This is a genomic window from Gordonia sp. McavH-238-E, assembly GCF_022348225.1.
In the GTDB taxonomy this organism is placed as follows: Bacteria; Actinomycetota; Actinomycetes; order Mycobacteriales; family Mycobacteriaceae; genus Gordonia; species Gordonia terrae.
Window position 1 is genome coordinate 1 of sequence record NZ_JAKRFE010000002.1, and the last position, 14639, is coordinate 14639.

12 protein-coding genes are annotated in these 14639 nt (G+C 68.9%); 10 read left to right on the forward strand and 2 right to left on the reverse strand.

The genetic code is table 11. From position 1 onward, the window contains the following. Nucleotides 1-417 precede the first annotated feature (417 nt). The 6 genes from groL (at nt 418) to MHN80_RS02415 (ending at nt 8942) form a co-directional block, all read left to right on the forward strand. A complete protein-coding gene (groL, locus tag MHN80_RS02390) occupies nt 418-2070 on the forward strand; it encodes a chaperonin GroEL (protein ID WP_064570879.1) in 1653 nt (550 codons plus the stop codon). Between the two features lie 305 nt (nt 2071-2375). Beyond that, entirely contained in the window at nt 2376-4169 is a 1794-nt protein-coding gene (locus tag MHN80_RS02395) for a sigma-54-dependent Fis family transcriptional regulator (protein ID WP_172622066.1), read from the forward strand. A gap of 115 nt (nt 4170-4284) precedes the next feature. Then, nucleotides 4285-6063, forward strand: a complete 1779-nt coding sequence (locus MHN80_RS02400) for an acyl-CoA dehydrogenase (protein ID WP_239399300.1) — start codon at nt 4285-4287, stop codon at nt 6061-6063. A 63-nt stretch (nt 6064-6126) separates the two neighbouring features. Continuing rightward, nucleotides 6127-6888 (forward strand): SDR family NAD(P)-dependent oxidoreductase, encoded by a 762-nt coding sequence (locus tag MHN80_RS02405; RefSeq protein WP_239399302.1) that lies wholly within the window; start codon nt 6127-6129, stop codon nt 6886-6888. Nucleotides 6889-6919: 31 nt separating this feature from the next. Continuing rightward, nucleotides 6920-7450, forward strand: a complete 531-nt coding sequence (locus tag MHN80_RS02410; protein ID WP_239399304.1) for a PH domain-containing protein — start codon at nt 6920-6922, stop codon at nt 7448-7450. Continuing rightward, on the forward strand, nt 7437-8942 hold the full coding sequence (locus tag MHN80_RS02415) for a PH domain-containing protein (protein ID WP_239399306.1): 1506 nt from the start codon (nt 7437-7439) through the stop codon (nt 8940-8942). Before MHN80_RS02410 ends, MHN80_RS02415 begins: the two co-directional genes overlap by 14 nt. A 27-nt stretch (nt 8943-8969) precedes the next feature. Here MHN80_RS02415 and chrA read toward each other — a convergent pair whose 3' ends face one another. After that, a complete protein-coding gene (chrA, locus tag MHN80_RS02420; protein WP_374206300.1) occupies nt 8970-10313 on the reverse strand; it encodes a chromate efflux transporter in 1344 nt (447 codons plus the stop codon). Nucleotides 10314-10583: 270 nt separating this feature from the next. Here chrA and MHN80_RS02425 point away from each other — a divergent pair, with 270 nt between their 5' ends. The 4 genes from MHN80_RS02425 to MHN80_RS02440 all read left to right on the forward strand — a co-directional run bounded on the left by MHN80_RS02425 (nt 10584) and on the right by MHN80_RS02440 (nt 14161). Next, nucleotides 10584-11060, forward strand: a complete 477-nt coding sequence (locus MHN80_RS02425; protein WP_239399310.1) for a Chromate resistance protein ChrB — start codon at nt 10584-10586, stop codon at nt 11058-11060. Next, nucleotides 11057-11488: a chromate resistance protein ChrB domain-containing protein gene (locus tag MHN80_RS02430; RefSeq protein ID WP_064570885.1), complete on the forward strand. Its 432-nt coding sequence runs from the start codon at nt 11057-11059 to the stop codon at nt 11486-11488. Before MHN80_RS02425 ends, MHN80_RS02430 begins: the two co-directional genes overlap by 4 nt. A 149-nt stretch (nt 11489-11637) precedes the next feature. Further along, a complete protein-coding gene (locus MHN80_RS02435; RefSeq protein WP_239399312.1) occupies nt 11638-13470 on the forward strand; it encodes an FAD-dependent oxidoreductase in 1833 nt (610 codons plus the stop codon). A gap of 40 nt (nt 13471-13510) precedes the next feature. Further along, nucleotides 13511-14161 carry a TetR/AcrR family transcriptional regulator gene (locus MHN80_RS02440; protein ID WP_239399314.1) on the forward strand — a complete coding sequence of 217 codons (651 nt, stop codon included), beginning with the start codon at nt 13511-13513 and terminating at the stop codon, nt 14159-14161. On the opposite strand, the gene MHN80_RS02445 is transcribed toward MHN80_RS02440, so the two are convergent. Next, nucleotides 14110-14610, reverse strand: a complete 501-nt coding sequence (locus MHN80_RS02445; protein ID WP_004023494.1) for an NUDIX domain-containing protein — start codon at nt 14608-14610, stop codon at nt 14110-14112. The two genes, MHN80_RS02440 and MHN80_RS02445, sit on opposite strands and share 52 nt — an antisense overlap. Between the last annotated feature and the right edge of the window lie 29 nt (nt 14611-14639).

Consider the following 14639-nt stretch of genomic DNA (forward strand, 5'->3'; position numbering starts at 1 on the left):
ACGCGGCAACGAGAAAACGAAGAAGGAAATCATCCGATGCCTCAAACGCTACGTCGCCCGCGAACTCTACAAAGCCTTCACCACCGACCTCGGAGCGCTTGACAATCTATAGGACCATCTCGTCGCTATCGCTCCTCGCACCTCAGGGAGCAGGTGGGTCATCACTATCGCTCCTCCTCTGCTCCCTGAGGTGCGAGCGAAGCAACGCCCCTCTGCTCCCTGAGGTGCGAGCGAAGCAACGCCCCTCTGATCCCTGAGGTGCGAGCGAAGCAACGCCCCTCTGATCCCTGAGGTGCGAGCGAAGCAACGCCCCTCTGATCCCTGAGGTGCGAGCGAAGCGAGCCACGAAGGGCACACGCGCACAACAGATTCACCGCAGTACACAGCCGAGAACACCGAACGAAAGGCAGGACGACCATGGCCAAGGAGTTGCGCTACAACGCCGAAGCGCGGCTGCGGCTCGAGCGAGGGGTCAATGCACTCGCCGACGCGGTCAAGGTGACGCTGGGACCGAAGGGACGCAACGCCGTCCTGGAGAAGCTCACCGGCCCTCCCACCATCACCAACGACGGGGTGACCATCGCCCGCGAGATCCAGTTGCGCGACCCGTTCGCCAACATGGGCGCCCAGTTGGTCAAGGAAGTGGCGATGAAGACCAACGGGGTGGTCGGTGACGGCACCACCACCGCAACCGTGCTGGCGCAGGCGATGGTTCGCGAAGGTCTGCGTGCGGTCGAGCAGGGCGCCAACCCGATGCGGGTGCGGCGCGGCATCGAACGTGCCATCGCCACCGTGATCGAGTCGCTGTCGGAGCAATCCGTCGCGCTCGGCGGTCGCAGCGACCTCGAGCGCATCGCCACCCTGGCCGCCAGCGACGACGAGGTGATCGGGTCCGCGATCGCGGCGGCCGTGGAATACGTCGGGCGCAACGGCGTCATCACGACCGAGGAGAGCGACACGCTCGGGCTCGGAGTCGACGTCGTCGACGGCATCGAGTTCGACCACGGGTACATCTCGGGTTACATGGTCACCAATCACGAACGCATGGAAGCGGTTCTCGAGAACCCGGTGGTCCTGCTCACGAACAAGAAGATCACCACGGTCCAGGAGATCATGCCGAGCATCGAGGCGGCCAAACGCGCCGACCGACCGCTGCTGGTCCTCGCCGAGGACGTCGACGGCCCGGCACTGCAACTCCTCGTCGGCGGCAACATGCACAAGACGATGCAGTCGGTGGTGGTCCGTGCCCCGGGCTTCGGGCATCGGCGTGTCGCCGAACTCGAGGACCTCGCCGTCGCCCTGGGCGGTCAGGTGATCGCCAAGGACACCGGTCTGGAGCTGTCGGAGGTGTCCGTCGAGCAGCTCGGCACGTGCGACCGGGTGACCATCACCGAGGACGCGACGACGATCGTCGGCGCGCGTGGCGACCAGGGTCTCGTCGACGCGCGCGTGGCCCAGCTCGAGGCACAGCACGGCCGTGCCCGCATCGACGCCGACCGCGACAGCCTGGAACTCCGGATCGCGCGGCTGACCGGCCGGGTGGCGGTGATCCGGGTCGGCGGGGTCACCAGTGTCGAACTCAAGGAACGCATGCTTCGCGTGGAGGACGCGCTCGCCGCCACGCGTGCAGCGGTCGAGGACGGCATCGTCTCCGGCGGCGGGACGGCCCTGGCCCAGGCGCACCGGGCCCTCGAGTCGCTCGCCGACGTTTCGGGCGACGAGGGCGTCGGCGTCGACGTGGTCCGCCGCTCCATGGCCGAACCGCTCTTCTGGATCGCGACCAACGCCGGGTTCGACGGCGACGAGGTGGTCCGGGTGGTGAGCGGACTGCCGACGGGACACGGCTTCAACGCGATGAGCGGCGGCTACGGCGACATGTTCGACGAGGGAGTCATCGACCCGGCGAAGGTCACCAAGGCGGCGCTGGAGAGCGCGGCGTCCATCGCGGCCCTGCTCATCACCACCGAGACGGCCGTCGTCGAGGAGGTCCTGACCCACCCCGGCGCCATCGAGGCACCCGGTTTCGGCGACCTCGCCGAGGGGATGGTCCGGCCCTCCAACATCTACTAGCGCCGACATCCACTGGCGCGGACACCCGAACCGCCGCCGGCCGGTCCACCCCGGCCGGCGGCCACCGACCCCGGCGGGGACGTCACCGCACAACGGTGACGGGGGCCGGTCGCGATCGGAATTCGTTCTCGGCGTCGATCGCGGCCGGCCCACTGCCGGGCCGTCGGCGGGACCGTGCAACCCAGGGGCGTCCGGACCCACCGGCTCGCCGGACTCGTACCCGGTTCGACGCCCGTCACCAGCACTTATTCTGTACACTGCTGTTGATGTGAGACGTACATCACAGTAGGGAGTTGTCTACCGCGGTGAAGCACCAGCCCACAGCCCAGGCCCGCAGATCGACCACCTTCGTCGCACGTGCGCGCGAGCGTTTCCTCAGCGACGACGAAGTCCCCGACGACCGCATCGACGGCACCGTCCGCGATGCCATCTCCACCTCATGGCGGCGCTCGCGCTCCTTCAAGGTGCAGGCAGACCGCCTCGAGTTGCCGTTCGTCCGGGAACCGAACACCGACAGCCCACTCATGAGCGCCGCCCGCCCGGTGCTCGATCAGCTGGCCGTCGACCTGTCGGACGAACCGGTGAGCATCATCCTCACCTCGCCGGACGGTGTCGTGCTGTCGCGCGCGGCCGGCAGCGGTGAACTCCTCACCCAACTCGACGCCGTATCCCTCGCGCCCGGTTACAGCTACAGCGAAGAACACGCCGGTACCAACGGAATCGGCACCGCACTGGAGTCGAGGCAGGCAACCCTCGTCACCGGACCCGAGCACTACGCGGGCGCTCTCGCCCAGTTGAGCTGTGCCGGCGTCCCGATCCGGAATCCGTTCTCCGGCGGCATCGTCGGCGCGCTCGACCTCACCGGCTGGGTCGAGGAGGGCGGTTCGCTGCTGCTGTCGCTGGCCAAGTCGGCCACCGTCCAAATCGAACAACAGATGCTGGCGAACGCCAGTGAGCGCGAATCACGCCTTCTCGCAGCCTATCTCGCCACCTGTCGACGAGCGCCCCAGATGATGGTCCTCGCGCTCGCCGCCGACGTCGTGCTGATGAACCGCCGGCTCCGCCAGAGCATCGACCCGCAGGACCAGGTGTCGATGCTCGAGCACGCGGTGGACCAGGCCCTCGACGCCGGTGCCGTCCGGCGCGTCAACACGCTGCCCAGCGGCCGCACGGTCCGGCTGGCGCCGGTCGCCGAATTCTCCGACACCGATGCCGGCATCGCGGTCTTCCACGTGCATTTGATGGACCCCGGGTCGTTCTCTGAACCACGCCGTCGACCGGCCGCGACCGCAACGCTGCCGGGGATCGTCGGCCGCAGTTCGTCGTGGCGGGAATGCTGCGACCGAATCGCGCAGCACGTCGGGGCGGGGCGCTGGATCGCGGTGTCGGGCGAGCGCGGAAGCGGCCGGGCCGCGGTGCTGCGCGCAGCCGCGGGCCAGTACCGCCGCGGCACCATCCGGGTCTTCTCCGCCGAGGATTTCTCCGACGCCGACACCCTCGACAGTTTCAGCGCCGAGATCGAGCGCGACGACTTCGCCATCATCCTGCGGGACATCGACGAGTTCGACGACGACATGCTCTTCGACGTCGCCGACGTGCTGCAGGGGCGCGAACACGCGGGATGGCTGGGCATCACGCTCAGTACCGTCGACACGCTGCCCGCCCTCGGCGCGACGCTGCTGCCGTTCTTCTCCCACACCGTGGAGGTCCCGCCACTCCGGCATCGCATCGAGGATCTGCAGGTCCTGGTGCCCGCCATCCTGCGGCAACTCACCCGGGGGAAGGAACTCCCGGTCGCGCCGGACGCGATGCGCCAACTCAGCAAGTACACCTGGCCCGGCAACGTCGCCGAACTGCGACAGGCACTGCGCGACGTGGTCACCCATCACCGGTCCGGGACGATCACCGTCAAGCAGCTCCCCCCGACCTATCGGGCACAGAGCCGGCACACCCTCACCCGCATCGAAGCGCTCGAACGCGACGCCATCGTGCGCAGCCTGGAGGAGAACGGCCACAACAAACTGGCCGCCGCCCACGCGCTGGGCATCTCCCGCGCGACGATCTACCGCAAGATCAAGGAGTTCGGCATCGACGTCTGACGGCGGATGCCGCACGCACCGGGGTCTCGCGAGCGGCCGTGTCCGGCCGGGGCATGATGGACGGGCGACGGACATCCGAACCAGCGTCCGACCGCCCGATCCACGAGGAAGTGCGATGACCACACCCATGTCCCGGCAGGACCTCGAGTTCCTGCTGTATGAATGGCTCGACGTCGAGACCCTGACCTCCCGAGACCGTTTCGCCGCGCACTCACGCGAGACCTTCGACGCGGTCCTCGAACTCAGCGCCGACATCGCGATGAAGTGCTTCGCGCCCGCCAACAAGATCGGCGACGCCCACGAGCCCTACATCGGGGACGACGGCAAGGTCGTGCTGCCCGACGAGGTCGTCGCCGGCCTCGCCGAGTACCGCAAGGCAGGTCTGATCTCTGCCTCCTTCGACGACGAACTCGGCGGCATGCAGTTGCCGACCGTCATCCGCCAGGCCTCGGCCGTGTGGTTCCAGGCCGCGAACGCCGCCATGTCGTCGTACAACTTCCTCACCGTCGGCAATGCCAACCTGCTCGCCGAGTACGCCACCGACGAGCAGCGCGAGACCTGGGTCCGCCCCCTCGTCGAGGGCCGCTTCTCCGGCACGATGTGCCTGTCCGAACCACAGGCCGGGTCGTCGCTCGCCGACATCACCACCAAGGCCGAACCCGTCGGCGACGGCACCTACCGGATCACCGGCACCAAGATGTGGATCTCGGCCGGCGACCACGAGCTGACCGAGAACATCGTCCACCTCGTGCTGGCGAAGATCCCCGGCGGCGGCCCCGGCGTCAAGGGCATCTCCCTGTTCATCGTGCCCAAGTACCTCGCCGACGGAACCCGCAACGACGTCGCACTCGTCGGCCTCAACCACAAGATGGGCAACCGCGCCACCACCAACACCCTGCTCAACTTCGGCGACGGCACCTTCGGAGCCGACTCCGCTCCCGGTGCTGTTGGTTTTCTCGTCGGCGACGAGCACCGCGGCCTCTCCTACATGTTCCACATGATGAACGAGGCGCGCATCGGCGTCGGATTCCTCGCCACCGCACTGGGTTACGCCGGATACCGGGCCTCGCTCGACTACGCGAAGGTGCGCACCCAGGGCCGGCCCGTCGACCAGAAGGACCCGTCGACCAAGCCGGTGCCGATCATCGAACACGCCGACGTCCGGCGCATGCTGTTGGCGCAGAAGTCCTATGTGGAGGGCGCACTCGCCTTCGGGCTGTACTGCAGCGTCCTCGTCGACCAGGCTGCGACCGCCGCCGACGCCGCCGAACGAGCGCGGATCGAGTTGCTTCTCGAGGTGCTGACCCCGATCGCGAAGAGTTGGCCGTCGCAGTGGTGCCTCGAGGCCAACAGCCTCGCGATCCAGGTACACGGCGGCTACGGTTACACCCGCGAGTTCGATGTCGAACAGTACTACCGGGACAACCGTCTGAACCCCATCCACGAAGGCGCACACGGCATCCACGGGATCGACCTGCTCGGCCGCAAGGTGATCATGCAGGGCGGCGCCGGCCTCACGGCCCTGGCCGAGACCATCGAGGCCACCGTCGAGCGTGCGCGCGGCGCAGACGGGCTGGCCGGTTACGCCGACGAGCTGCACTCCGTCGTGGACCGCCTGGTGAAGGTGACCGCGCACATCTGGTCGGCGGGCGACCCCAAGCTGTCGCTGGCCAACGCGACCGTCTACCTGGAGACCGCCGGGCACATCGTGATCGCCTGGATCTGGCTCGAACAGCTCCTCGCGGCCGGCAACCGGTCCGGCGACTTCTACGACGGAAAACGCGCTGCGGCACAGTACTTCTTCCGCTACGAGCTACCCAAGACCGGGCCGCAGCTCGACCTGCTGACCGCCCTCGACCGCACCACCCTCGACGTCGAGCCGTCCTGGTTCTGACGCGTTCCCGCGCCGCCGACGCGCCGCGTCGGAAGAGTTGCCGACTATCTAAGGGAGACAACGATGTCCGTGATGGATCTGTTCGACACCGCCGGCAAGGTGGTCATCGTGACCGGCGCCTCGTCCGGGCTGGGGGTCTCGTTCGCGCGTGGCTTCGCCGAGGCCGGTGCCGACGTGGTCCTCGCCGCACGGCGGGCGGAGAAGCTCGCAGACACCGCCGCGGCCGTCGAGGCGCTGGGCCGAAAGGCGTTGGTGGTACCCGCCGATGTCGCCGACCCCGAGCAGTGTCAGCGCGTCGTCGACGCCGCGATGGAGACCTTCGGCAAGGTCGATGTACTCATCAACAACGCAGGCATCGGAACCGCGTACCCGGCGACCCGCGAGACACCCGAACAGTTCCGCGGGGTCATCGAGGTCAACCTGAACGGCTCCTACTGGATGGCCCAGGCCTGCGGTCGGGTCATGCAGCCGGGCAGCGCGATCATCAACATCTCGTCGATCCTCGGCATCACCACCGCCGGCCTGCCGCAGGCGGCGTACGCGGCGAGCAAGGCCGGCGTCATCGGACTCACCCGCGATCTCGCCCAGCAGTGGGGCGCGCGCAAGGGCATTCGGGTCAACGCCATCGCCCCCGGGTTCTTCGAGAGCGAGATGACCGACACCTACCAGCCCGGTTACCTCGACTCGCAGATGCCGCGGGTCCTGCTCGGCCGGACCGGACACGGCGAGGAACTCGCGGCCACCGCGATCTGGCTGTCGTCGGCGGCTGCCGGATACGTCACCGGTCAGACGCTCCCCGTCGACGGCGGCATCACGGTCACCTAGCGCCGGGGGGACCACCCCTAGACTGACGGCAATGGACCCTTCACCTGATCCGCAACTGCCGGCGCACGCCGAGGTGCATCCGACCCTGCGCGAACCGGCCAATCGGGTCGATCCGCGCGCGAAGACCCTGTGGCGCATCGGCCCGCTCGTCTTCGGCGTACTCGGCGTTGCCGCCGCCGTCGTCGTGGCCGTCGTGGTCGGCGAGGCTCGATGGATCGCGGCGCTCGCGGCCGTCGTCATCGCCGTCCTGGCTGCTGTCTACGCCGCGGCCGTCCCGCAGTGGCGCTACCGATTCCACCGGTGGGAGGTCAGCGACGACGCGGTGTACTCGCAGTCGGGATGGTTCGTCCGGCACCGCGTGATCATCCCCATCGCCCGGATCCAGGTGGTCGACACCGAGGCCGGCCCGATCGAGCAGTTCCTCGGCCTGGCGACGCTCACCGTGACCACGGCCTCGTCGGCCGGGACCATCCACATCGCCGGCCTCGACGCCGAGGTCGCGCGGGCGACCGCCGCCGACCTGACCATCCGCACCCAGGCGTTCACCGATGACGCGACCTGACCGGTTCGTCGTCGACGGGCCCGACGACTGGCACCGGCTGTCGCCCTGGATGATGGCGGTCAAACCCGTCGAGTTGTTGCCCTCGCTGGTGCCGGTGGTGATCGCGCTGGTCTTCGCCGGTTCGGGCGCACCGCTGTTCACGCTGATCGCCACCGCGGTGATCGTGCCGTTCGTGACGGTCGTGCCGTGGCTGACCACGCGTTATCAGGTCACCGACGAACACGTCCGGGTGCGCAGCGGACTGATCACCCGCAAGGTCGCGACCGCGCGCCGGGACCGGATCCGCAGCGTCGACCTCACCGCCTCCCCCGTGCACCGCGTGCTGAAACTGCAGAAGGTCAAGATCGGTACCGGCGGCGACGACGAATCGTCGGCGGTCGTCCTGACGGCACTCACCGCCGACGAGGCGCGGGCACTGCACGACAACCTGATGGCGACCCGCGCCCATCGGGGGCCGTCGTCGCCGGCCGTCGGAGCCGCCCCCGCCGATCCGACCGCCCCGGAGCCCGACGCCGAGATCCTGGCCCGGTTCCAGTCGTCCTGGTTGCGCTACTCTCCCTTCTCCGTCGCCGGCCTCGCGCTGGCCGCCGGTGCGGCCGGTCTCGCTGCCCAGATCGCCAACGACGCCGGCGTCTTCACCGAGGGGATCGGCATTGCACGCGACGCCGTCGACGCGGTACGCGAGACCGCGATCGGCCTGGTCATCCTGGGGGTGTGCCTTGTGGTCGTCGTCGGCGGCGGGGTGCTCTCGGTCCTGGGTTATGTCCTGAACTACTGGAACTTCCGGCTCCTCCGCCACCCGGACGGGACGCTGCGCACCGAGCGCGGCCTGCTGACGACCAACGCGATCAGCTTCGACGAGCGGCGCATCCGGGGCAGTCACCTCACCGAGCCGGTCCTCATGCGACCGCTGAAAGGCGCTCGGCTCCAGGCGATCGCGACCGGCAGCACCAAACACCCGCTGCTGCTCCCGCCGGCGCCGATCGACGAGGCCATGCGCGTCGCCGGTCTCGTCACCCACGAACGAACCGAGCTGACCACCCCGCTCGTCGGACACGGGACCACCGCCCGACTGCGTCGCCTCAACCGCGGATTCCTCAGCGGGGCAGCCGCACTCGCCGTCATCGGCGTCGCCGTGGTCACCCACGCCATCCCGGCCCCCTGGCTCGCGGTGGGTGTCGTCGCGGTCCTCGGCTCGACCGCACTCGGCATGGTCCGCGCCCGCCATCTCGGACACCGGTTGACGGCTCGTTCGGTGGTCATCGCCCCGCCGAGCGTCGCCCGGCAGCGCGTCGTCGTCGACCGGGACGGCGTGATCGGCTGGGCGAGCCGCACCTCACTGTTCCAGCGTCGGGCCGGCGTGACGACGCTGATCCTCGCCACCGCCGCGGGCGCCGAACACTACGCACTCGTCGACGTCGACGAGGAGACCGCGGCGGGCGTCACCCACGAGGTGTCGCCCGACTGGATCCGACCGTTCCTGACGTCGTGACCGAGCCGGACAGCAGGTCGGGCTCGGTCAGGTCAGCGGCAGACCGACTGCCGCGGCGAGCAATCCGAGCACCGCGCAGACGGCCAGGGTGCGGAGCACGGACTGCTTGAGCGGGTAGATCAGGACGAAGGCGATCACGGTGATCACCACCGCGAGCGGCCGCAGGGTGTCGAGGTGTGGGACCGCGAGGTGCAACGGTCCGGCGGTGACGACCGTGGTGTCGCGGAAGAGCGTGTGCAGGGCGAAGTAGAGCGCGAGATTCGCGATCACACCGACCACCGCCGCGGTGACACCGTTCAGGGCGGACGTCAGATGCCGGTTGTTGCGCAGCTTCTCGATGAACGGCGCCCCGAGAAAGATGAACACGAAACTCGGCACGAAGGTGACCCAGGTGGTCAACAGCGCGCCGATCGTCGCCGCGACCCAGGGATCGAGCCCCCCGGGATCGCGGTAGGCGCCGAGGAACGCGACGAACTGGACGACCATGATGAGCGGGCCGGGCGTCGTCTCGGCGAGTCCCAGCCCGCGCACCATCTCGCCGGGGCTCACCCAGCCGTAGACGTCGACCGCCTGCTGGGCGATGTAGGCCAGGACGGCATAGGCACCGCCGAAGGTGATCAGCGCGGTCCAGGTGAAGAACGTGCCCTGCTGGCTGAACACACTGCCCGTCCCGGTGGTCGCCACGACGATGCCCATCGGGACGACCCAGGCCAGGACACCGACCCCGAGCACGATCCCGGCGCGCCGCCACGACGGGGAGGCCGTGTGGATCGCGTCGTCGGCGATGACCGGCGCAGGGCCCTCGTCGGACGGTTCTGAGTCGGCCACTTCTCCGCCGGTGCCGACCCGATGGCGCCCGGTCAGCCAGCCGATGACACCGGCCACGACGATGACGATCGGAAAGGGCACGGCGAACACCGCGAGCGCGATGAAGGCGGCCACCGCGATCCCGATGTGCAACGGGCCGTGCAGCGCCCGCTTGCTGACCCGGGTGACCGCCTGGGCCACGATGGCCAGCACCGCCGGTCCGATTCCGGCGAACAACCCGGCCACGATGGTGGTCGCCCCGAAGGCGACGTAGATCGCCGACAGTCCCAGGATCGCGATCGCGCCCGGGAGGACGAAGAGGATGCCGGCGATCAGCCCCCCGGCGGTGCCGTTGAGCAGCCAGCCGACGTAGATGGCGAGCTGCTGCGCCTCCGGGCCGGGCAGCAGCATGCAGTAGTTCAATGCGTGCAGGAATCGACGCTGACCGATCCAGCGTCGATCGTCGACCAGCGCCCGCTGCATCACCGCGATCTGTCCCGCGGGACCCCCGAAGGTCTGTAGGGAGATCAGGAACCACGCCCGCGTCGCGGCTCGGAGCGACACTCCTGCCGACGGGTCGACCTGAGGGCCCGCTTCCGGTGGCGCCTCCGGACGCCTCGAGGCGTCAGACCCTCCGGACACACCGGATCTCTCCGACATCGCCCACCCAACCCTTCTCACCTACCGCGTGCCTTCGGCGCCGCGTGTGTGCGCCAACCCAGCAGATGCAACCACGGTTACAATCATGTTGTCCAGGGTTGAACGCATGGTGATCGACGGGTCACGACATCGATGGCAGGCGCATGATCTGATGGCATGGCGAGGGGGTGCTCGATGGCCGAAGACTGGGTGATGCTCGTGTACCGGGTGCCACGAGAACCGTCGACCCCGCGGATTGCCATCTGGCGCAAGCTCCGCAAGTACGGCGCGTACCAACTGACCGACGGGGTGGTGCTGCTGCCCGCGAGCCCCCGAACGCGCGAGCAGCTCGAATGGGTGGCCGAGGACGCGGTCAGCGCCGGGGGTTCGGGCGAGGTCTGGGAGGCCGCGCCCACCAATCCGTCCGAGTGCGAGCGAATTCGGACCGAACTCGAACTCGCGCGCGGCGCCGAATATGCCGACATCGTGGCCGAGGCACAATACGCGCTGGAGCACGCCGATCCCGCCAAACAGCTCGGCGCGCTGCGTCGCCGGCTCCGCGAGATCACCCGTCGGGACCACTTCCCGACCGAGTCCCGGGAGACGGCCCGGCAAGCGCTCCGCACACTGGCCGACCAGATCGCCGACACCGAACCCGCGCGGCCGTCATGAGGTGGGCGACGCGCGTCGGCGTACACATCGACCGGGCCGCCTGCGCATGGCTCATCCGCCGCTACATCGACCCCGCGGCAGAGTTCGTGTTCGTCACGAGTGCCTCCGAAATCCCCTCGGATGCCACACCTTTCGACATGCGCGGGGTCGAGCTGGGCCATCACGACGGCGACTGCACGTTCGAGACCATCCTCCGCATACACGATCTGGGCGACCCCGTTCTGTGGGCGATCGCCGAGATCGTTCACGAGGCCGACATCGAGGACGGTCGATACGACGCCCCGGAGGCGCCGGGACTCGACGTCGTCCTGCGCGGGTTGTCACTCTCCGGCGACGACGCCCGGACGCTTCAGGTCGCGGATGCCGTCTTCGACGGCCTGTACGAGTATTTCCGGCAGCGCACCCTCACCGGCCGCGAGCCGTCGTAGGCCCACGCCCCACGAGCCGCGCACCGACCCTGAGACGATTTTCCAAAACCGTCCGACCTCGCTTCGTGCTGTGGTAGACATCACACCAGATGAGTCAATGCTGACTGTTCTCGGTCGGCGGCGATCGTATCGACGAAGGGGTCGTGGGGATGTCGGACACCAAAACCAACTCGAAAGTGAACTCGCCGAATGGTTTTCCACGCCGATCCGTGCTGCGCGGCTCGGCTGCCGCTGCCGTGCTCGCCGGGACCGCGGTGGCGTTGCCGGGGATCGCCGTTCCCTCCGCACGGGCGGTGCCCCGCCACGGCGCCGGCCGCGGACGCGACGTGGCGATCTTCGGCGGCGGGATGGCCGGCCTGTCCGCGGCGCATGAACTCGTCGAGCGCGGTTTCACCGTCACCGTCTACGAGCCGTCGCGACTCGGCGGCAAAGCCTACAGCCACGACGTCCCGGGCACCGCGCAGGGCGGCCGCCTCGCGCTCCCCGGCGAACACGGCTTCCGCTTCTTCCCCGGCTGCTATCAGCACGTGCCCGACACCATGGAACGAATTCCCGTCGGTGGCAGCAATGTTCGTGACCGGCATCTCATCAACGTCGAGTCCGCGGTCATCGCCTTCGACGACGCCGGGTACGCCCCGACCACGGCCCCGGCATCGATCATGGGCTTTGTCCAGCATGCGAACGAGATCGTGACGCTCGACAATCTGCGCAACGCGTTCATGACCGGACTCAAGTTCGTCGTCGACGTCCCACCGCCCGAGCTGGCGTTCTTCGTCACCCGCGAACTGATCATCGCGACGAGTTGCACCGAGCGTCGGATCGGGCAGTGGGAGAACCAGTCTTGGATGCAGTTCGTGAAATCCAAGGGCAAGTCCCGCGCCTATCAGCGATACCTCGTGGGCGCGCTCACGCGGGCGCTCGTCGCGGCCAAACCCGACACCGCGTCGGCACGCACCATCGGTCAGATCGGCTTGGCACTGGCCACCTCGGCGACCGGACTCATCAGCGGCTACGAAGCCGGGCTCGTGCACGGCGGTGTCGACCGAATCCTCAACCGTCCCACCAACCATGCATGGATCGACCCCTGGGTCGCCCACCTCCGCGGCCGCGGGGTGCGCTTCGAGATGGGGACCGGCCTCACGCGATTGAACCTCGCCGGCGGCCGCATCACCGGGGCGCAAGTGAGCTCGGGTGCGTCGGTGGGTGCCGACTGGTACGTCGCCGCGATGCCGATCGACCGGCTCCGTCCGCTGCTGTCGCCCGAACTGGTCGACGCCGATCCGTCGCTGGCCGGTATCCATGCGCTCAAGGACGACTGGATGGTCGGCATCCAGTACTTCCTCTCCCGCCGCGCCGACATGCCGCCGAGTCACATCGCCGCGCTGGGAACCCCGTGGGCGCTGACCGGCCTGTTCCAGGCGCGGCCGTGGAACGTCGACTTCGGGCCTACCTACGGGGACGGACGCGTGAAAGACTGTCTGTCCATCGACATCTCGGAATGGGAGAAGCCGGGCATCCTCTATGGCAAGCCCGCCAAACAGTGCACCCGGCAGGAGATCGCACGCGAGGTGTGGGCGCAGATGAGCCGCGCGATGAACTCCGGGGCTCGCAAACTCCTGCGCTCGGAGGAGATCGTCACCTGGTCCCTCGACCCCGGGATCTCCTGGTCGCCGTCCATCGCCAACGCCACCCCGCTCATGGTCAACACGGCCGGCTCGTACAAGAACCGGCCGCACGCCCACACGTCCATTCCGAATCTGTTCATCGGTGGCGACCACGTCCGGAGCAACATCGACCTCGCCACGATGGAGGGCGCCAACGAATCCGGGCGCCGGGTGACCAACGCGATCATCGCGGCCGCCGACAGTCCCGCCCGCGCGGCGACCGTGTTCCCGCTCTGGGAACTGCCGATGCTCGAACCGCTGAAGCAGATCGACCGCGACCGCTACCGGGCGGGACTCCCCCACATCCTCGACGTGTGACGCGTCGATGATCCGCGCCGCGCCGAACTACGATGCCTCCGTGACCACCTCTCCCGGCGCCGCCCGGCGGGCGCGGCAGCAACGCAGCGGGGTCACCCAGACCCGCATCCTCGACGCCGCGATCCGCGTCCTCGTCGACCGCGGATACGCCGCGGCGAGCACGGTGGCGATCCAGAACGAGGCGGGCGTCAGCCGCGGCCGGTTGTTGCACCACTACCCCTCGCGCGACGTGCTGCTGATGGCGGCGGTCGGACACCTCGCCCGGACCCGCATCGCCGAACTGCCCAGCCGCGTGGACTGGCCTGCCGACCCGATCCAGCGCATCGCGCTCGCGACCGATGTCGGGTGGTCGACGTTCCACCAGCCGTACTTCGTGGCGTCGATGGAGCTGTGGGTCGCGGCGCGGACGAACACCAACCTGCGGACGGCCCTCCTGCCGACCGAGCGGGAGATCGGACAGACCGTGCGCCGCGCAGTGGCCGGTTTCCTCGGTCCCGAGCTGACCGCGTCGCCACGCTACGCCGACCTCTATCCGCTGCTCCTGACCAGCATGCGCGGCGCGGCGACCACCTACCTCATCGACCGTCGCGACCCGCTGACCGATCCACACCTCCCGCTGTGGCGCGACCTCACCCGCGTCTACCTGCTCGGCGACAGCGCCTCGAGGAGCCGGTCGACGAACGGCGCCTGAGCGGGGTTCAGCCTGGTCCGCGCGGCATCGGTCGAGCACCATTCGGCGCGATCGATCTCGGGGAAGGCCTGCATCCGGCCGGAGCGCGGCGGCCACATCAGATCGAAGGTGTTGCTGACGACCGTCGCCACGTCGAGGTCGCCTTCCACGGCGAAGCCGGTCACGCGCTTGCCGCTCTTCAGGGTGACCTCGCCGAGTTCGATCGGCGGGCCGTCGGGTACCGGGCTGCCGATCTCCTCGGCGTATTCACGCCGGGCGGCGGACCACTCGTCCTCTCCCGGTTCGACGAGGCCCTTGGGCAGCGACCACGACCCGGCGTCGGGCTTGCGCGCCCAGATCGGACCACCGGGGAACACGAGCAGGACCTCGACACCGGTGTCGGCGCCGTCCGCCGACGTTCGGCGATAGAGCAGGATTCCCGCGCTGCGGCGGGACGAGGTGGAGGTCACGGATACATCTTGGCGGAAACCTCGCGGAC